This window comes from Pandoraea anhela, from assembly GCF_902459655.1.
In the GTDB taxonomy this organism is placed as follows: domain Bacteria; phylum Pseudomonadota; class Gammaproteobacteria; order Burkholderiales; family Burkholderiaceae; genus Pandoraea; species Pandoraea anhela.
On record NZ_CABPSB010000015.1, the window covers coordinates 28,420 to 45,547 of the forward strand.

Genomic DNA, 17,128 nt, shown 5'->3' on the forward strand with positions numbered 1-17,128 from the left:
AGGCACGAGCGCCGGCGTCCGGCCGGTCATGAATCTTCGCAGGGGCGCCGGGCTTGCGTCCGGCGGGCTATCCGGCGGATCTCGCCGGTCACGCTGACATCACAGACCTTTCAGGAACCTCAGAGGCTACCCTTCGTGGACGGCACGACACCCGCCGCACGCGAATCGATCTCGACCGCCATGCGCAGCGCACGGCCGAACGCCTTGAACACCGTTTCGCACTGGTGATGGGCGTTGATGCCGCGCAGGTTGTCGATATGCAGCGTGACGCCCGCGTGATTCACGAAACCGCGGAAAAATTCGATGAGCAGGTCGACGTCGAAATGGCCCACGCGAGCGCGCGTGAAAGGCACATGGAATTCGAGGCCCGGACGACCCGAGAAGTCGATCACCACACGCGAGAGTGCTTCGTCGAGCGGCACGTAGCTGTGGCCGTAGCGCACGATGCCCTTCTTGTCGCCGATGGCCTTGGCGACCGCCATACCCAGCGTGATACCGACGTCTTCCACCGTATGGTGATCGTCGATGTAGGTATCGCCCTTGGCTTCGATATCCATATCGATGAGGCCGTGGCGCGCGATCTGGTCGAGCATGTGGTCCAGAAACGGCACGCCGGTATCGAGGGTCTTACGGCCGGTGCCGTCCAGGTCGATCTTGACGCGTATTTGCGTTTCGCTGGTATCGCGAACGACTTCCGCAATGCGCATGATGATGAGTTCTCGTCGTATAGCTTGTTAGAGCGATGCGGCCAGGGCCTTGACCATTGCCGCATTCTCCGTGGGGGTGCCGACCGTCAATCTGAGGCAATTGGCCAGCAATACGTGCATTTTACCCACGTTTTTGATCAACACCTTGTGTGCGAGCAGGCCGGCGTGGGTTTTGTCGGCATCCGGCACCCGAACCAGCAGGAAATTGGCGTCGCTCGGGAACACCGTCACCCCGGGAAGCGCCGCCACGGCGGCCGCCAGCCGCGCCCGCTCGGCACGCAATTCGCCCGCCTGCGCGTCGAGCACGTCGAGGTGATCGAGCATGAATTCGGCGCAAGCCTGCGTCAACACGTTCACGTTGTAAGGGGCACGCACCTTGTCGAGCTGGTCCAGCCACTCGGCGCTGCCCGCCACGTACCCAAGGCGAATGCCCGCCAGCCCGAGCTTCGAGACGGTGCGCATCACCAGCAGGTTCGCAAATGCCGTCACGCGCGGCATCCAGGTCTTGCCGGCGAACGGCTGGTAAGCCTCGTCGATCACGACCAGCCCGTTGCCGGCCGCGCGCACCAGCGTCTCGATGTCCTCGTCCGCGAACAGGTTGCCGGTCGGGTTGTTCGGATACGCCAGATACAGCACCGCGCCCGGATGCGCGGCAATCGCGTTCAGCATGGCCGGCATATCGAGCGAGAAATCCGGCCGCAGCGGCACGCCCACGAACGCGATGCCCGCGAAGCGCGACGACATCTCATACATCACGAAACCCGGCGTCGGCGCAATGACTGCCGCCCCCGGGCGAGCCGTCGCCGTCGCGATCATGCTGATGATTTCGTCCGAGCCGTTGCCCAGCAGCAGATTCGCGCCCGCCGGCACGCGCATCGTGCGCGCGAGCTTCTCCAGCAAGGCCTGCGGACGCGGCGCCGGGTAGCGGTTTAGCGCCACGTCGGCCAGCCGCTGCCCCAGCGCGGTGCGCAGCGCGTCCGGCAGCCCGTAGGGGTTCTCCATCGCGTCGAGCTTGAGGAAGCCGCTGGCATCGGGCACGGCATACGTACTCATGGCGAGCACATCGGAGCGAATCACTTGGCTGACGGACATGGGAATGGATTTGAGGGAGCGGGTTGGCTAAGGTTGGCGTGGGGTGGCGCGGGTGGGCTGAAAATGGGCGTCAGTTGAAAGCGAACGTCAGCAAACCGGCGTCGGCGCCATCGATCTTGACGGAGCAACGACGGCCGGTCTCGACACTACCCAGCGCATCGGTAATGCGCTGTACGCGCACGCCCGTCTGCCAGGACAGCGCCTGCGCCACGGCCGGGCTCACCCGGGCCGGCGACGCCTCGGCTTCACAGCGCATGGCGACGAGCCGGTTGCCCACGCGGCCGAACACGCCGTGCGCGACTTCGTCGTCGGTGCCGCGCAACGCGGTCTTGCCGTTCAGGCGCAGCACGTAGACGTCGTTGTCGAACGCCTGACGTCGCACACACACCGTCATCTTCTGGACGGACGCGCCTTCGAACGTGGCGTGCTGACAATAGCTGCCGGCGGCGTGCGCGGCTGTGCCGGCCGTCAGCCCGAGACCGAACCACACGACGGCAAGCCCGCCGGCACGCAGCCCGGCCCGTACAAGGCGGGCGGGCAGCGATGACAGGAAAAGAGAGGCATTTGCGCAGGTCCGACGCCGGGCCGTGGCCGGCGTCGTCTGACAATACGCGGGCCGCAGGGCGTCGTCGCGCATGTCAGGACTCGTGATGCAGACGGTATTCGGCGCTGCGCGCGTGCGCTTGCAGGCCTTCGCCGTACGCCAGTTCGGCCGCGATCTCGCCGAGCATACGGGCACCGCCCTCGCTCACCTCGATGAGGCTGGAACGCTTGATGAAGTCGTACACGCCCAGCGGCGACGAGAAGCGCGCGGTGCGCGACGTCGGCAGCACGTGGTTCGGGCCGGCGCAGTAGTCGCCCAGGCTTTCGCTCGTGAACTTGCCGAGGAAGATCGCCCCGGCGTGGCGGATCTTGTCGCCCCACTGCTGCGGCGTCTCGGCGGAGATTTCGAGGTGCTCGGGCGCGATCACGTTCGCGATCTCGCAGGCTTCCGCCATATCGCGCACCTTGATCAACGCGCCGCGACCCTGCAACGACGCGGCGATCACTTCACGACGCGGCATGTCGTCGATCTGACGCTCCAGCGAAGCGTACACGCGAGCGATGTACTCGGCGTCCGGGCACAGCAGAATCGATTGTGCGAGTTCGTCGTGTTCGGCTTGCGAGAACAGGTCCATCGCGACCCAGTCGGGGTCGGTCGAGCCGTCGCAGATCACGAGAATTTCCGACGGACCGGCGATCATGTCAATGCCGACAGTGCCGAACACGCGACGCTTGGCCGCCGCCACGAACGCATTGCCCGGCCCGACGATCTTGTCGACGGCAGGCACCGTCTCGGTGCCATAAGCCAGTGCGCCGACCGCCTGCGCGCCACCGATGGTGAACACACGGTCCACCCCGGCAATGTGCGCGGCGGCGAGCACCAGCGGGTTCTGCACGCCGTCCGGCGTGGGCACGACCATGACGATTTCCTTGACGCCGGCCACACGCGCCGGAATCGCGTTCATCAGCACGGACGACGGATACGCCGCCTTGCCGCCCGGCACGTAAATGCCCACGCGATCGAGCGGCGTGACTTTCTGGCCGAGTACCGTGCCGTCCGACTCGGTGTACTGCCAGCTATGGCTGCCGCATTCGATGCGCTGCTTCTCGTGATAGGCTCGCACGCGGGCAGCGGCGGCTTCGAGTGCCGCACGACGCTTCGGCTCGAGGCTTTCGAGCGCAGCGGCCAGCACGTCGGCGGGCAACTCCAGCGCGCCCATCTCCGCCGCGCTCAGGCGGTCGAACTTGTTGGTGTATTCGATGACGGCCGCGTCACCGCGGGTCTTCACATCGGCGAGGATTTCAGCGGCCGCACGGTCGATGGCGGCGTCTTCGCTCGCCTCGAACGCGAGCACATCGCGCAACTGCGTCGCGAAGACTTCTGCGGTCGAATCGAGTTTGCGAATGTCGAGTTTCATGCTGTTTGCCGGGATGCCTGCTCGAAGGCATCCAGAATAGGCTGCAACGACTCGCGTTTCAACTTGAGCGCAGCCTGGTTGATCACGAGGCGGGACGAGATATCCATGATCTCCTCCACTTCCACCAGATTGTTGGCCCGCAGCGTGCCGCCGGTGCTCACCAGATCGACGATCGCGTCGGCCAGACCCACGAGCGGGCCCAGCTCCATCGAGCCGTACAGCTTGATCAGGTCGACGTGCACGCCCTTGGCCGCGAAGTGCTCACGCGCCACGTGCACATACTTGGTCGCCACCCGCAGGCGCGCCCCCTGACGTACCGCGTTCGCATAGTCGAAGCCGTTCGGTACAGCGACAGACATGCGGCAACGGGCAATGTTCAAATCGATCGGCTGATACAGGCCACCGCCGCCGTGCTCGATGAGTACGTCCTTACCGGCCACGCCGAAATCGGCGGCGCCGTACTGCACGTACGTCGGCACGTCCGTCGCCCGCACGATGATCACGCGCAGATTCGGATCGGTCGTCGGCAAAATCAGCTTGCGCGAGGTCTCCGGGTCTTCCGTGACTTCGATGCCGGCGGCGGCCAGCAACGGCAGCGTCTCCGTAAAGATACGCCCTTTCGAGAGCGCCAGCGTCAACGGCTGGGCTAGCGGCTTGGCCGACGTAGCCGACTTGGCGGAACTCATGCAATCTCTCCCTGGCGCGCTTCGACACGCCGGATTCGCGCGCCCACGGCGCACAACTTGGCCTCGATACGATGATAGCCGCGATCGAGGTGATGAATACGGTCCACGAGGGTGCGGCCATCGGCCGTCAGCCCCGCGACGATCAGACTGGCGGACGCGCGCAGGTCGGTGGCCATCACGTGCGCGCCGGACAGGCGATCCACGCCCGAAATGCGCGCCGTGTTGCCCTCGATGCCGATATTCGCGCCCAGACGGGTCAATTCCTGCACATGCATGAAGCGATTCTCGAAGATCGTCTCGACGACCTGCGAGGCGCCTTCCGCAATGCAGTTCAGCGCCATGAACTGCGCCTGCATATCGGTCGGGAACGCCGGATACTCCGACGTGCGGAAGCTCACGGCACGGGCGCGGCGATCCATCTGCACGCGCAGCCAGTCCGCACCGCCGGTCACGTTCGCGCCGGTTTCGCGCAGCTTCTCGATGACGGCGTCGAGCGTCCCCGGTACCACCCGGCGCAGCGTGATGTCGCCACGCGTGGCGACCGCCGCACACAGGAACGTGCCCGCCTCGATGCGATCGGGCACGACATCATGCGTTGCACCATGCAAGCGGGTCACGCCGGTCACGACCAGACGGTCGGTTCCGATGCCTTCGATCTTCGCGCCCATCTTCACCAGCAGATTGGCCAGATCGGTCACTTCCGGCTCACGTGCGGCGTTGGCCAGCACGGTCACGCCGTCGGCGAGCGTGGCGGCCATGAGCAGGTTTTCCGTGCCCGTGACGGTGATCATGTCGGTCACGAGCGTCTCGCCATGCAGGCGCGACACGCGCGCGACGATATCGCCGTGCGTGAGCGTGATTTCCGCGCCCATCTTCTGCAAACCCTTGATGTGCTGGTCGACGGGACGCGCGCCGATGGCGCAACCGCCCGGCAGCGACACGCGCGCCTCACCGCATCGGGCCAGCAGCGGGCCGAGCACCAGAATCGAGGCGCGCATGGTCTTGACCAGCTCGTAAGGGGCAGCCGGCTCGGTGATCTGCGAGGCATCGAGCGTCACCGACTCGCCGTGGCGCTCGACCTTCACGCCCATACGGGCGAGCAGCGTCAGCATGGTGCGCACGTCGTGCAGATCCGGGACGTTGCCCAGCACCAGCGGCTCGGCCGTCAGCAGGCTCGCGCACAGGATCGGCAATGCCGCGTTCTTGGCGCCCGAGACGGCAATCTCTCCTGCCAGCCGCTCGCCGCCTTCGATTTCCAGGTGGTCCGCGGCCACGCGCTCGCCGGCGGCAGCCTCGCCGTTGCCGGCAACGCCAGCGCTTTCTTGCGTAATCCTCATTGCGCCTGATACTCCGCCGGCGTCAGCGTCTTCATCGAGAGCGCGTGAATTTCGGCCTTCATGCGGTCGCCCAGCGCGCCGTACACGAGTTGGTGACGCGCGATGAGGCGCTTGCCTTCGAATTGCGCGCTCACGATGGTCGCGAAGAAGTGCTGACCGTCGCCTTCGACGGCCACATGTTCGCAAGCCAGACCGGCTTCGATGTACTGTTTGATTTGTTCGGGGGTAGGCAGCATGGCTGATCCTGGAGAAGTTCAGTGACGCAGTTTGTAGCCACGGCGCAGCAGATTCAGCGCCACGGCAGCGAGTATCAGGAAGGTCGCGCCGACAACGGTGAGACTGGTCGTCGGGGCCACGTCGGACACGCCGAAGAAGCCGTAGCGAAACCCGTCGATCATGTAAAAGAACGGGTTGAAATGCGAGACAGCCTGCCACAACGGCGGCAGCGATTGAATCGAGTAAAACACGCCCGCAAGGAACGTCGCCGGCATGATCAGGAAGTTCTGGAACGCCGCGAGCTGATCGAATTTCTCGGCCCAGATGCCCGCGATCAGTCCGAGCGTGCCGAGAATGGCGGCGCCCAGGAAGGCGAAGCCAATGATCCACAGCGGCGCGGCGAACGTCAGATGCGTGAACGAAACCGTCACCACGAACACGCCAAGCCCCACGGCCAGCCCACGCACGACGGCCGCGAGCACATACGCGCCGAACATCTCCCAATGCGAGAGCGGGGGCAGCAGCACGAATACCAGGTTGCCCGTGATCTTCGACTGAATCAGCGACGACGAGCTGTTGGCGAACGCGTTCTGCAACACGCTCATCATCACCAGCCCGGGCACGAGGAAGGACGTGTAACTGATCTGGTCGTAGACCTTCACGCGATCTTCGAGCACGTGGCCGAAGATCATCAGATAAAGCAGCGCGGTGAGCACCGGCGCGGCCACGGTCTGGAAACTGACCTTCCAGAAGCGCAGCACTTCCTTATAGAACAACGTGCGGAAGCCGATCATGCCGTGACCTCCTGTGCACGCGAGCCCGACATGATCTGCACGAATACGTCCTCGAGATCGGCCTTCTGAATGTCGATATCCTCGACGATGCCGCCTGCCGCCCGGCAGGTGGCGAGAATGGATTCCACCTCGTCGCAGCCGGACAGACGCAGCGCGAACTGCGGTCCGTTCGCTGGTTGAGCGTCCACCAGCAACGGACGCAATTCGGCCGGCAACGTCCCTTGCTTGAAGCGCAACACGAGTCGCGTGCCCGCAAAGCGCTGCAACAACGACGCCGTACGCTCGAGCGCCACGACTTCGCCGCGCTTGAGCATCGCGATGCGGTCGCACAGCGCTTCGGCCTCTTCGAGGTAGTGCGTGGTCAGCACGATGGTGTGGCCTTCGCTATTCAAACGCGAGATGAACTTCCAGAGCGTCTGGCGCAGTTCGACATCGACGCCGGCGGTCGGCTCGTCGAGCACGATCACCGGCGGGCGATGCACGAGCGCCTGCGCCACGAGCACGCGCCGCTTCATGCCGCCCGAGAGCTGGCGCATGTTCGCATTCGCCTTGTCGGTCAGATCGAGGTTAGCCATCACTTCGTCGATCCAGTCGTCGTTGCGCTTTAGCCCAAAATAGCCGGACTGAATACGCAGCGTTTCGCGCACCGAGAAGAAAGGGTCGAAGACGAGTTCCTGCGGCACCACACCGAGCTTGCGTCGCGCGTTACGGTAGTCGCGCACCACGTCGTGGCCGAGCACGCTGATGCTGCCCGAATCTGCGCGCGCAAGGCCCGCGAGAATGCTGATCAGCGTCGTCTTACCAGCCCCGTTGGGCCCGAGCAGACCGAAGAATTCACCTTCTTCGATCGAGAAGCTGACGCCTTTGAGCGCCTGCAACGCCTGATAGCGTTTTTTGACGTTACGGATTTCGATGGCGGCCATGGACTGCACGCACCCGTCTTGCCGGGTACGCCATTATTGTTTTCGGGATCGCGTTAGCCGCCATGATGGCAGCGTCGAAGCCCGGAAGGGGGTCACTGCCCAAAAGTCGGCAGAAAACCCCTGATTATAAAGGAAGCCGGTGGTGGCCGTGCTCGCGCGCGCCTACGGCGCCCGAACGGCCCGGTAACTTGGGTAACGCACCAGCCGCCCCCGAGAAACAGTCCGCCGTGCGCTCGGTCATAAAAAAAGCGCCGTTGCGAGACGGCGCTTCTTCGTCGGGCGACATGCGGCCAGACGAATCAGCTCGAGAGCAGATGGTCGACACCGTACACGAGCGCGAGACTGGCCAACCCGGCCGGCAAGTTAGTGAACGCCAACGTCGCACCACGCCGGCTCGCATGACGACGCAACGCCAGCAGCACTGCGAGCGCCGACGAGTCGAAGTGCGTCAGCCCGGCGCAGTCGACCTGGGTCTCGCCCGCGTCGATGCGATCGATGGCCTGCGCGAGGACCTCGCCGGCGGTGTCGTGAGTCAGGTCGGTCTGCAACGCGAGCATGGACTTACTTGCCACCTGCGAGTTGTTGATTACGCTCGGTCAGGAACTTGATCAGACCGTCGATACCCGACTGGTTGATCTTTTCGCTGAACTGAGTCTTGTACGTCTGGATCAGCCAGGCGCCGAGCACGTTCAGGTCGTAGAGCTTCCATTCGCCGGTTTGCGTCTTGTACAAACGGTAATCGAGTTCGATCGGCTGACCGTTGTTGATGACGCTGGTGTACACCACGGCGTCGGTATCGCCCGGCTGGCCGCGGAACGGCTTGTAGTCGACCTGCTGGTCGCGAATCTGTGCAATGGCGCCGGCGTAGGTGCGCAGCAGCAGCGACTTGAACTGTGCCGTCAGTTGGTCACGCTGTTGCGGCGTCGCGCTACGCCATGCCGGCCCGGTGGCCAGTTGCGTGGTGCGCGTGAAGTCCGCGTGCGGCAGAATCTTTTGTTCCACCAGACGCGTGATGCTGTTCAGATCGCCCTTCTGGATGTTCGGATCGCTCTTGGCGGCGGCCATCACTTCGGTAACGGTCTGCTTGACGAGCGCGTCGGGGGCTTGAGCCTGTGCCAGCACGGGACCGGCGGCGGCGTACGTCATGAAAGCCATGACGGGAATGAGCCAGAACTTCTTCATTGTGGACTTCCTCTTTCGAGTGACGAGTGTTGCGGGTTTGGATACCCGCTTCGCGTCGGGAGTTCTCGGAATGACGGCAGCGTCGTGTAACAAACTGTTGCCCCGAAATCCGGCGGGGGCTTCTGCCGTCGACGCCCCGGCGAGCGGGACGCCCCGTCGTTCTTTGGCCGATCAGCGACGGAACGGCAGACCGCCCGGCACCATCTTGCCCGGCAAGGGTGAGCCTTGCGGCGCTTCCGGTGCTTCCGGCTCCGCCTGCGCACCGGAGGCCGGCGCCGGAGCACCAGCGCCCGCAGCCGGCTTGGCAGGCATCGGCTGACCGCTCGTACCGCCGGCCGCAGCGCCCGTGGCACCTGTAGCGGCGGCAGCTCCGTCGTCCTCTTCGTAGTTCGGCAGCGAGGCGTCGTTCGACGCACCGCCGTTGATCAGGTACTTGCGACGCGCCAGATAGGCGTCGCGCGTGAACGAGTACGGATCGAGCGCGGCGGCTTCGAGCAGGTTCGACGCATCGAGCAGGTTGGCGCGCGTGTTCACGAGACGAACGCCGTAGAGCGAGTAGCTCACCCAATCCGGTTTGATGTACGACGTCGGGTCGATGAACATGTTGCCGGCCATGCCGACGGTGTCGCGCACCGTGCTCGGGCCGAGCAGCGGCAGCACGAGGTACGGACCATCAGGCACGCCCCATTTGCCCAGCGTCACGCCGAAATCCTGGCTGTGCTTGGGCAGCCCGGCCGGCGTAGCGAAGTCGACCAGACCACCGACGCCGAACACCGTATTGATCGTGATACGCATCAGATCCTGAACGGCGGCCGTGACTTCGAGCTGAAGCAGGTTGTTGGCGAAGTTGTAGACGTCGCCCACGTTGGAAAAGAAGTTCGTGACCATGTCGCGCGCCGGTTCCGGCACGGCGAAACGGTAGCCCTTCGCGACCGGCACGAGCACCGCTTTGTCGAGCGAGTCGTTGAACTTGTACATCGAACGGTTGAAACCTTCGACGGGGTCGGCGGGGTTGGGATTCGTGACAGTGGCGCATCCCGCCAGCGCCAACGCGCCGACCGCCAACACTGCCGAAGTACGGAAGCTGGTCATTTTCTCTTATTTTCCTTGGGTTGCCGTTGCTGCCCCAGGCGCCGGTGCGGGTGCCGTCGCCGGTGCCGCCGGTGCACCGCCCGACTGGGCGCCGCCGGCGTCTGCTGCCTTGTTGTACAGGAATTGACCGATCAGGTTTTCGAGCACGATGGCAGACTGCGTGAGCGTGATCGTATCACCGCCCTTGAGCATCTGATCGTCCCCCCCGGGTTCGAGCCCGATGTATTGCTCCCCGAGCAGACCCGACGTCAGAATCTTCGCCGACGAGTCCTTCGGGAACTGATATTGCGAATCGATGTTGAGCGTGACGTCGGCCAGATAGCGCTTGTCGTCGAACTGAATCGACGCCACGCGGCCCACCACCACGCCCGCGCTCTTGACCGCCGCGCGCGGTTTCAGGCCGCCGATGTTGTCGAAGCGCACCGTGACCGGATACGTGCTCGAGAACGACAGCGAACTCATGTTGCCGGCTTTGAGCGCGAGGAACAGCAGCGCTGCGAAACCGATAACCACGAACAGGCCAACCCAGAAGTCGAGGGGGTGTTTTTTCATTATGTCAGTGTGCGCAAACTGTCTGTCTATGTCTTGGCAGGCGAGCCGGCCCGTTAGCTGAACATGAGGGCCGTGAGCAGGAAGTCGAGACCGAGAACGGCCAGCGACGCCTGCACGACCGTCCGCGTCGTAGCACGCGACACGCCTTCCGGCGTCGGCTGTGCTTCGAAGCCCTGATACAGCGCGATGAATGTGACGGCGATACCGAACACAATACTCTTGACGACGCCGTTCGCGACGTCGGACCACACGTCCACGCCGCCCTGCATCTGCGACCAGAACGCGCCGGAATCCACACCGATCAACTGCACGCCGACGAGGTAGCCGCCGAAGATGCCGACCGCCGAGAAGATCGCCGCGAGCACCGGCATGGCGATCACGCCCGCCCAGAAGCGCGGAGCGACCACGCGCGCGATCGGATCGATCGCCATCATTTCCATGGCCGTCAGTTGCTCACCGGCCTTCATCAGGCCAATCTCGGCGGTGAGCGACGTGCCCGCGCGACCGGCGAACAGCAGCGCCGTGACCACCGGCCCCAGTTCGCGCACCAGCGAGAGCGCCACGAGCAGGCCGAGCGCCTGCTCCGAGCCGTACTTGTTGAGCGTGTAATAGCCTTGCAAACCGAGCACGAAGCCGACGAACAGCCCCGAGACGGCAATGATCACGAACGAGTAGTTGCCGACGAAATGGATCTGGTCGGTCACCAGACGCGGCCGGCGCAACAACGCGCTGCTCGACGCGAGCATGCGCAGGAACATGCGGGCGCCGTACCCCAAGCGCTCGACGTGACCGCGAACGAAACTGCCGATAGCCGTAATCATGCACGCGCTCCGATGCCGAAATCCTCCGCCAGCGGCGGCGCGGGATACTGGAATTTCACGGGCCCGTCGGGCTGGGCGTCGATGAACTGACGCACCGTCGGGTCGTTCGAGGCACGCAGCACGTCGGGCGTCCCCTCGGCGGCGATGCGGCCTTCGCTGATGAAATAAATGTAGTCGGCGATCGCGAACGTCTCCGCGACGTCGTGCGAGACGATGATCGACGTGGCGCCCAGCGCGTCGTTGAGCTTGCGAATCAGGTTCGCCGTGATGCCCATCGAAATCGGGTCAAGCCCGGTAAACGGCTCGTCGTACATGACGAGGTCCGGGTCGAGCGCAATGGTGCGGGCGAGCGCCACGCGACGCGCCATCCCGCCGGAAATCTCCGCCGGCTTCATGTCGCGCGCACCACGCAGGCCCACGGCATTGAGCTTCATCAGCACGAGATCGCGGATCAGCGCTTCGTCGAGACGCGTATGTTCCCGCAGCGGGAACGCCACGTTGTCGAACACCGTCATGTCGGTGAACAGCGCGCCGAACTGAAACAGCATGCCCATGCGGCGGCGCAACCGATACCAGCCATCGCGATCGAGCGTCGAGACGTCGGTACCGTCGAAATCGACTTCGCCGCGACTGGCATGCACAAGGCCGCCGATCAGGCGCAGGACAGTCGTCTTGCCGCAGCCCGAGCCTCCCATGACGGCAATGACCTTGCCGCGGGGAAACCGCATATTCAACCCGGAAAGCACGAGACGTTCGCCATAACCGAAGCTGACGTCGCGCAATTCGAGCAAATTTTCCGGGTTCGGGATAGGCACGTTTCGGGTCTTATAGTGCGGCGCAAAACGCCAATTATAGGGGGGTTTGCCAATCGATGCCGTTCAAGTCCGACCGGTGAAAGCAAGGAACGGCGCTGCCCGGCGGGATTTTACAGGTCCCGCGACGGTTCGCGTCGGAACGTTTCAACGAACGCAACGTTATAAAAAGCCAACCGCGGCAAGGACTTATCCGCAGACGTCGCGACACCGGTGTTGTGCGGTTGCTACAATACGGCGTTTCACGCAATAAATCGTTGACCGGGATGTCCTCCCCTACGCCCAAGCCTTTCCGCCCCCTTCGATCGCATTCTGCGGCGCCTTCTGACTTTCGGATTCGTCCGATGCGAATCGACGACCTTCCCCACGTATTGGCCGTGCAGGCGCTGGCATACGGCGAAGGCATGCTCGAATCGGAAGCCACGCTCGCCTCGCGTCTCACGCTGTCGCCGGGGACCTGCTGGGTCGCAGTGGATGTGAAAACCGGCCTGAATCCCGACGGCGCTCAGGCCGACATCGCCGGCTATCTGTTCACACATCCGTGGCATCTGAGCGCTCCGCCCCCGCTCGATACCATTCTCGACGCCCTGCCCGAACGCCCCGACTGCTGGTACGTGCACGACATGGCGCTGGCGCCGCGCACCCGGGGTGCGGGGGTCGCCGGCGAGCTGTATGCCGCAGCCCTCAGCGCAGCGCGATCGCTCGACTTGCGAGCGTCGGCCCTGGTCGCGGTGCAGCAGTCACAGGGATTCTGGGCACGGTTCGGTTACCAGGTGACGACAGACGTCTCGCCGCAGATCGCCGCCAAACTCGCCGGATACGGCGACGGGGCCGTACTGATGTCGCGCAAGCTGTAACCCGACGTCAGGAAAATATGGGGGCCGGGCACGTCACCCACGCTGCGCGAACACGCGCTGCATTCCCTTCACTGCGGCCGCCACGTCGGCCGCTTCCGTCACGGCACGCACGACGGCCGTACTTCCCACCCCGGTATCGAGCACCTCGGGCAGGTTCGACGCGTCGATGCCGCCGATCGCCACGAGCGGGTAATGCGGCGCGATGAGCTTCACATATCGCGCGAGCTTCGCCAGCCCCTGCGGGGCCGTGGCGATCAGTTTGGTCGTGGTCGGGAACACGGCGCCCACAGCCAGGTAGCTCGGCCGGAAGTGATGGGCCGCCAGCATTTCGTAATAGCCATGTGTGCTGATGCCCAGCCGCATGCCGCTCGCATGCAAGGTCGCGACCTCCTCGGCCGAAAGCGCCGCCATGTCTTCCTGACCGAGGTGCACACCGTAAGCGCCGGCCTGCGCCGCTTCGCGCCAGTGATCGTTGATGAACCACGCGCTGTCGTGCGTCACACGCCGGCCTGCGGCCACCGTGCGCTCGATCTCCGAACGCAACGCCGGATGCGCAGGGTCCTTGATTCGCAACTGCACCGTGCCGACCTGAAGATCGGCCATGCGCCCGCACCAGTCTGCGCTCGGCAGGACCGGGTAGAGGCCGAGTCGCGCCGGGCACGCAGGAAACGGCCCGGGCGAGGGGGTCTGCCCGAGCACGGTGGGGAACGTCTCCAGCACGGTCGGCCAGGCGCCCAGCGTGTCGGCGTCTTCATGACGCGCATGACTGCCGTCGGTACGCCAGGCGCGCCCGAGTACGAGCGCGTCGTGCGGATCGAAGCCGCAATCGAGAAATGCGGCGAAGGCCGGGAGAAACGCGGGATCGTCGACGCCCGTCACGCGATACACGCCATCGGGCGTGTACAACGTGTCCTGCACATGCCCTTGCGCGTGCGCGCTGGTGCACAACACGACAGCGCCGCTCGCACGCCAGGCGTCCACGTTCACCGACGCCATCGTGCCGAGTCCGCTCTCCGGCACGCGCGGCAGCCAGACGACATCGCCGCTGGCCACGGCGTCGGGTGTCTTCGCGTGCAGGCGCCAGGCTGGCGACGTGGCGCTCGACGGCCACGGCGCCAGACGGGCGCGAATCTCGTTGGCCGCCTGCCGCCAGGCCTCGGCGAGGGGTTCGTCGGCGGGCAGGCATTGGACATGCGCGAGCTCCGCGGCGCCAGCGTGCGTCGTCATGAAAATTCCTTGTCGGTCCGGTGTCCGGCCGTGCCGGTCGCGATCGAGATCAGGGCAATCAGGATCATCAGGCGTCCGTCTGATGCCAGAACGGCACCCCGACGACCGGCGTGCTGGCCTCGGCGCTCTCGCGCTCGGCCATCGGGCCCGCGAGCCACGCCGCGCGGCCCGCCTTGATCGCGCCGGCGAACGCACCTGCCATCTCCGCCGGCTGCGCGGCGAGCGCCACGGCGGTGTTGAGCAGCACACCGTCGTAGCCCCATTCCATGACCTGACAGGCGTGCGACGGCAGGCCGAGCCCCGCATCGACGATCAGCGGCGTGTCCGGCAGACGGTCGCGCAGCAAACGCAGACCGTATGGATTGATCACACCCTTGCCGGTGCCGATAGGCGCGCCCCACGGCATCAGCGCCTGGCAACCGACATCGAGCAGACGACGGCACAGCACCAGATCTTCCGTGCAGTAGGGCAGCACCTTGAAGCCGTCGCGAATCAGTTGCTCGGCCGCCGTCACCAGACCGAACGGATCCGGCTGAAGCGTGTAGTCGTCGCCAATGAGTTCGAGCTTGATCCAGTCGGTCTCGAAGACTTCGCGCGCCATTTGCGCCGTCGTCACGGCTTCCTGCACCGAGTGGCAACCGGCGGTGTTGGGCAGCACCGGCACCGCCAGGCGGCGCAGCGTCTCCCAGAAATGCCCTTCCGACGCCTGCGCCCCCGTGCCCGACAACTGACGGCGCAACGCCACCGTCACCATGCCCGGACGAGCGGCGTCGATGGCGTCGCCCAGCACTTGCAGCGACGGATAACGCGACGTGCCGAGCAGGAAGCGGCTGCCGAAGCGGGTGTCGTAAAGCGTGAGTGCGTCGCGCGTGCTGCTGGCGGCCACATTGGTCGATTCCGTGAATGCGTTCATGTCAGCCTCCGGCCACCGGTTGCACGACGTCGATCTTGTCGCCCTGCGCGAGCGTGCGCGCGGCGTATTGCGTCTTGGGCACGAACTGCCCGTTGATTGCCGCCGCGAACGGCGGCTTGGCGCCGTAGGCGGCGAGCGCCTCGGCCAGCGTCGCCGTCTCGGCCACGCTCAGTGTCTGTTGATTGATATGGATGTCCATCGCTTAGCGCTGCCTCGCTTCCTTTCATGCCTGACGGAACAGGTCCGGCCACGGCCGGCCGGCTCGCCACGCCTCCCAGTCGAACGCGTTACCGGCTGGATTGCCGGCCTTATTACTGAAATTACCGATCGCCGGCGCTCCCGTCGTTTGCATCAACGCCTGCGCCAATGCGCAGGCCTCTGCCGTGACCGCCGGCGCGAGCAGATACCCGTGACGGTACAGACCGTTCACGCGCAGCAACCGCGCCCCGTCCCACTGCACGCGCGGCAGGTGGTCGGGCAGCGCCGGACGGCAATTGACATTCAGTTCGACGATACGCGCCTCGCCGAACGCCGGGTTCAGCGAATGCGCTGCCGAGAGCAGTTCGAGCGCCGAGCGCACTGTCATCGGCGACATGTCCTCCGATTCGAGTTCGGTCGCACCGATCACGTACAGATCGTTTTCCTTGGGCGCGATGTAGATCGGATAGCGCGGATGCAGCAACCGCACCGGCCGTCGCAACCCGATACCCGGCGCGTGAATGCGCACCACTTCGCCACGCACGCCGCGCAGTTGCGTCAGCGCCTCGCGCGCGCCCAGCCCACGGCAGTCAATGACGAGACCGGCGTCGGGATACGCCCCTTCCGCAATCTCGGTATGCCAGTGCAGTTCGGCGCCCGCCATCTCGAGACCGGCGGCAAGCGCGCGCAGCAACTGACGGTTGTCCAGTTGCCCCTCGTTCGGCAGCAGCCAGCCTTCCTGGAACCGACCGGCAAGCGCCGGTTCGACGTCTTTTAGTTGCGCCCCCGCAATGCGCTCGACGCCGCCGCGCAGCAGTTCCGGCGGCGCATTCGCGCGCATGCGCCGGTCGAACATGACGGCTTCGGCGCGGTCGGGCTGATGCCACACGACCAGCGTGCCGTTGCGTTGGAAGAAGACGTGTTCGGGCAGCGTGTCGATGATGCCGGGCCAGCGCTCGAGACCGAGCGCGCCCATCTCGACGATGCTCGGCTCGGCCACGGCCGCCTCGGCCAGCGGCGCGAGCATGGCCGCCGCCACCCAGCCGGCGGCGGACGACCCGTCGGCATCGCCCCGCTCGTAGAGCGCCACGCGCGCGCTGGCGCGAATCAGTTGCCACGCCAGCAGGCGACCGGACAGCCCGCCGCCGAGCACGGCGACATCGGGACGCGAGGCCGAAAGTGAAGTCCTCGCGCTCATACACGCACGACCGTGACAGGCGTGAAAACCGCGCAAGCCATCACGGCGCGCAGGCACTCACGGGAATTCGAAGGATGTTGTGGAAGGCAACGCATGGGGCCCTTTCCTCATGAAAGCAAAAGGACGAAACGGTGCTGGACACCTTACCCCACTGGAGGAGTCGGAAACTTCCCACGCCGGTATTACCCGGGTCGGGTGCAAAGGGTCTCTCTCAGCCCCGCGTGATCTCTGACATGGTGACGCATGGTAAGCCATCGCCTGCGTCCCGCCTACGTCAGTTACGGAGCACCCCTGTTTCGCCCGGAGCCATTACAACATAGATGCCAACGCCCGTGCAAGCTGGCTTCCCGGGCGTTCGGTCGCGATTTCGCGCACATGGCGTCTCGTTTTTTGACGAATTCCCGGGCGCTTGTAACGGTACGTAAACTGAAAATACCCGTGACATGCGTCTCAGGCCGGAAATCGTGCAACGCACCATCGGGAACTGCGGTCAAATAGCCCAAAAGACGGCGTCCAACGGCGCTGAACAACATTGCCTTATTGCGGCGACGCCGCCCGAC

At 65.0% G+C, this 17,128-nt stretch carries 20 protein-coding genes and 1 riboswitch; of the genes, 1 reads left to right on the top strand and 19 read right to left on the bottom strand.

Annotated features, from left to right (window positions below):
* Positions 1-119 precede the first annotated feature (119 nt).
* The 15 genes from hisB to PAN31108_RS18725 all read right to left on the bottom strand — a co-directional run bounded on the left by hisB (position 120) and on the right by PAN31108_RS18725 (position 12,172).
* Positions 120-707, bottom strand: a complete 588-nt coding sequence (hisB, locus tag PAN31108_RS18655) for an imidazoleglycerol-phosphate dehydratase HisB (RefSeq protein ID WP_150670312.1) — start codon at positions 705-707, stop codon at positions 120-122.
* 27 nt (positions 708-734) lie between these two features.
* Entirely contained in the window at positions 735-1,799 is a 1,065-nt protein-coding gene (gene hisC, locus PAN31108_RS18660) for a histidinol-phosphate transaminase (protein WP_150670313.1), read from the bottom strand.
* A 70-nt stretch (positions 1,800-1,869) separates the two neighbouring features.
* The gene (locus PAN31108_RS18665) at positions 1,870-2,436 is read right to left on the bottom strand and encodes a hypothetical protein (protein ID WP_150670314.1); all 567 of its coding nucleotides are present in this window, start codon (positions 2,434-2,436) and stop codon (positions 1,870-1,872) included.
* Between the two features lies 1 nt (position 2,437).
* The gene (hisD, locus tag PAN31108_RS18670) at positions 2,438-3,760 is read right to left on the bottom strand and encodes a histidinol dehydrogenase (RefSeq protein ID WP_150670315.1); all 1,323 of its coding nucleotides are present in this window, start codon (positions 3,758-3,760) and stop codon (positions 2,438-2,440) included.
* Positions 3,757-4,446, bottom strand: a complete 690-nt coding sequence (gene hisG / locus PAN31108_RS18675; RefSeq protein WP_044457289.1) for an ATP phosphoribosyltransferase — start codon at positions 4,444-4,446, stop codon at positions 3,757-3,759. The genes hisD and hisG overlap by 4 nt, the downstream gene beginning before the upstream one ends.
* The gene (murA, locus tag PAN31108_RS18680) at positions 4,443-5,783 is read right to left on the bottom strand and encodes a UDP-N-acetylglucosamine 1-carboxyvinyltransferase (RefSeq protein WP_150670316.1); all 1,341 of its coding nucleotides are present in this window, start codon (positions 5,781-5,783) and stop codon (positions 4,443-4,445) included. Before murA ends, hisG begins: the two co-directional genes overlap by 4 nt.
* Positions 5,780-6,019, bottom strand: a complete 240-nt coding sequence (locus PAN31108_RS18685) for a BolA family protein (RefSeq protein WP_044457291.1) — start codon at positions 6,017-6,019, stop codon at positions 5,780-5,782. Before PAN31108_RS18685 ends, murA begins: the two co-directional genes overlap by 4 nt.
* A gap of 18 nt (positions 6,020-6,037) precedes the next feature.
* The gene (locus tag PAN31108_RS18690) at positions 6,038-6,793 is read right to left on the bottom strand and encodes an ABC transporter permease (protein WP_150670317.1); all 756 of its coding nucleotides are present in this window, start codon (positions 6,791-6,793) and stop codon (positions 6,038-6,040) included.
* Complete coding sequence (locus PAN31108_RS18695) at positions 6,790-7,716, bottom strand: ABC transporter ATP-binding protein (protein ID WP_150670318.1); 927 nt, start codon at positions 7,714-7,716, stop codon at positions 6,790-6,792. The genes PAN31108_RS18690 and PAN31108_RS18695 overlap by 4 nt, the downstream gene beginning before the upstream one ends.
* Positions 7,717-8,015: 299 nt before the next feature.
* Complete coding sequence (locus PAN31108_RS18700) at positions 8,016-8,273, bottom strand: STAS domain-containing protein (RefSeq protein WP_150670387.1); 258 nt, start codon at positions 8,271-8,273, stop codon at positions 8,016-8,018.
* A 4-nt stretch (positions 8,274-8,277) separates the two neighbouring features.
* Positions 8,278-8,898: an MlaC/ttg2D family ABC transporter substrate-binding protein gene (locus tag PAN31108_RS18705; protein ID WP_150670319.1), complete on the bottom strand. Its 621-nt coding sequence runs from the start codon at positions 8,896-8,898 to the stop codon at positions 8,278-8,280.
* A gap of 171 nt (positions 8,899-9,069) precedes the next feature.
* Positions 9,070-9,990 (bottom strand): MlaA family lipoprotein, encoded by a 921-nt coding sequence (locus PAN31108_RS18710; RefSeq protein WP_150670320.1) that lies wholly within the window; start codon positions 9,988-9,990, stop codon positions 9,070-9,072.
* Positions 9,991-9,996: 6 nt separating this feature from the next.
* On the bottom strand, positions 9,997-10,542 hold the full coding sequence (gene mlaD, locus PAN31108_RS18715; protein WP_150670321.1) for an outer membrane lipid asymmetry maintenance protein MlaD: 546 nt from the start codon (positions 10,540-10,542) through the stop codon (positions 9,997-9,999).
* A gap of 53 nt (positions 10,543-10,595) precedes the next feature.
* Entirely contained in the window at positions 10,596-11,363 is a 768-nt protein-coding gene (gene mlaE / locus PAN31108_RS18720) for a lipid asymmetry maintenance ABC transporter permease subunit MlaE (protein ID WP_150670322.1), read from the bottom strand.
* A complete protein-coding gene (locus tag PAN31108_RS18725) occupies positions 11,360-12,172 on the bottom strand; it encodes an ABC transporter ATP-binding protein (protein WP_150670388.1) in 813 nt (270 codons plus the stop codon). The genes mlaE and PAN31108_RS18725 overlap by 4 nt, the downstream gene beginning before the upstream one ends.
* A gap of 347 nt (positions 12,173-12,519) precedes the next feature.
* Here PAN31108_RS18725 and PAN31108_RS18730 point away from each other — a divergent pair, with 347 nt between their 5' ends.
* Positions 12,520-13,032, top strand: coding sequence for a GNAT family N-acetyltransferase (locus tag PAN31108_RS18730; protein WP_150670323.1), 513 nt, complete (start codon positions 12,520-12,522; stop codon positions 13,030-13,032).
* A gap of 33 nt (positions 13,033-13,065) precedes the next feature.
* On the opposite strand, the gene PAN31108_RS18735 is transcribed toward PAN31108_RS18730, so the two are convergent.
* From PAN31108_RS18735 to PAN31108_RS18750, 4 genes are all read right to left on the bottom strand, one after another.
* Positions 13,066-14,259, bottom strand: coding sequence for a thiamine phosphate synthase (locus PAN31108_RS18735; protein ID WP_150670324.1), 1,194 nt, complete (start codon positions 14,257-14,259; stop codon positions 13,066-13,068).
* A gap of 67 nt (positions 14,260-14,326) precedes the next feature.
* On the bottom strand, positions 14,327-15,172 hold the full coding sequence (locus PAN31108_RS18740) for a thiazole synthase (protein ID WP_370819692.1): 846 nt from the start codon (positions 15,170-15,172) through the stop codon (positions 14,327-14,329).
* A gap of 1 nt (position 15,173) precedes the next feature.
* Complete coding sequence (thiS, locus tag PAN31108_RS18745) at positions 15,174-15,371, bottom strand: sulfur carrier protein ThiS (RefSeq protein ID WP_150670325.1); 198 nt, start codon at positions 15,369-15,371, stop codon at positions 15,174-15,176.
* A 24-nt stretch (positions 15,372-15,395) separates the two neighbouring features.
* The gene (locus PAN31108_RS18750) at positions 15,396-16,568 is read right to left on the bottom strand and encodes an FAD-dependent oxidoreductase (RefSeq protein WP_150670326.1); all 1,173 of its coding nucleotides are present in this window, start codon (positions 16,566-16,568) and stop codon (positions 15,396-15,398) included.
* 151 nt (positions 16,569-16,719) lie between these two features.
* Positions 16,720-16,871: riboswitch (TPP riboswitch) on the bottom strand.
* Positions 16,872-17,128: the final 257 nt, after the last annotated feature.

Excerpts from the sequence above, each read along its gene's own strand:
- hisB (WP_150670312.1), bottom strand. The coding sequence starts at position 707 with ATGCGCATTGCGGAAGTCGTTCGCGATACCAGCGAAACGCAAATACGC.
- hisC (WP_150670313.1), bottom strand. The coding sequence starts at position 1,799 with ATGTCCGTCAGCCAAGTGATTCGCTCCGATGTGCTCGCCATGAGTACG.
- PAN31108_RS18665 (WP_150670314.1), bottom strand. The coding sequence starts at position 2,436 with ATGCGCGACGACGCCCTGCGGCCCGCGTATTGTCAGACGACGCCGGCC.
- hisD (WP_150670315.1), bottom strand. The coding sequence starts at position 3,760 with ATGAAACTCGACATTCGCAAACTCGATTCGACCGCAGAAGTCTTCGCG.
- hisG (WP_044457289.1), bottom strand. The coding sequence starts at position 4,446 with ATGAGTTCCGCCAAGTCGGCTACGTCGGCCAAGCCGCTAGCCCAGCCG.
- murA (WP_150670316.1), bottom strand. The coding sequence starts at position 5,783 with ATGAGGATTACGCAAGAAAGCGCTGGCGTTGCCGGCAACGGCGAGGCT.
- PAN31108_RS18685 (WP_044457291.1), bottom strand. The coding sequence starts at position 6,019 with ATGCTGCCTACCCCCGAACAAATCAAACAGTACATCGAAGCCGGTCTG.
- PAN31108_RS18690 (WP_150670317.1), bottom strand. The coding sequence starts at position 6,793 with ATGATCGGCTTCCGCACGTTGTTCTATAAGGAAGTGCTGCGCTTCTGG.
- PAN31108_RS18695 (WP_150670318.1), bottom strand. The coding sequence starts at position 7,716 with ATGGCCGCCATCGAAATCCGTAACGTCAAAAAACGCTATCAGGCGTTG.
- PAN31108_RS18700 (WP_150670387.1), bottom strand. The coding sequence starts at position 8,273 with ATGCTCGCGTTGCAGACCGACCTGACTCACGACACCGCCGGCGAGGTC.
- PAN31108_RS18705 (WP_150670319.1), bottom strand. The coding sequence starts at position 8,898 with ATGAAGAAGTTCTGGCTCATTCCCGTCATGGCTTTCATGACGTACGCC.
- PAN31108_RS18710 (WP_150670320.1), bottom strand. The coding sequence starts at position 9,990 with ATGACCAGCTTCCGTACTTCGGCAGTGTTGGCGGTCGGCGCGTTGGCG.
- mlaD (WP_150670321.1), bottom strand. The coding sequence starts at position 10,542 with ATGAAAAAACACCCCCTCGACTTCTGGGTTGGCCTGTTCGTGGTTATC.
- mlaE (WP_150670322.1), bottom strand. The coding sequence starts at position 11,363 with ATGATTACGGCTATCGGCAGTTTCGTTCGCGGTCACGTCGAGCGCTTG.
- PAN31108_RS18730 (WP_150670323.1), top strand. The coding sequence starts at position 12,520 with ATGCGAATCGACGACCTTCCCCACGTATTGGCCGTGCAGGCGCTGGCA.
- PAN31108_RS18735 (WP_150670324.1), bottom strand. The coding sequence starts at position 14,259 with ATGACGACGCACGCTGGCGCCGCGGAGCTCGCGCATGTCCAATGCCTG.
- PAN31108_RS18740 (WP_370819692.1), bottom strand. The coding sequence starts at position 15,172 with ATGAACGCATTCACGGAATCGACCAATGTGGCCGCCAGCAGCACGCGC.
- thiS (WP_150670325.1), bottom strand. The coding sequence starts at position 15,371 with ATGGACATCCATATCAATCAACAGACACTGAGCGTGGCCGAGACGGCG.
- PAN31108_RS18750 (WP_150670326.1), bottom strand. The coding sequence starts at position 16,568 with ATGAGCGCGAGGACTTCACTTTCGGCCTCGCGTCCCGATGTCGCCGTG.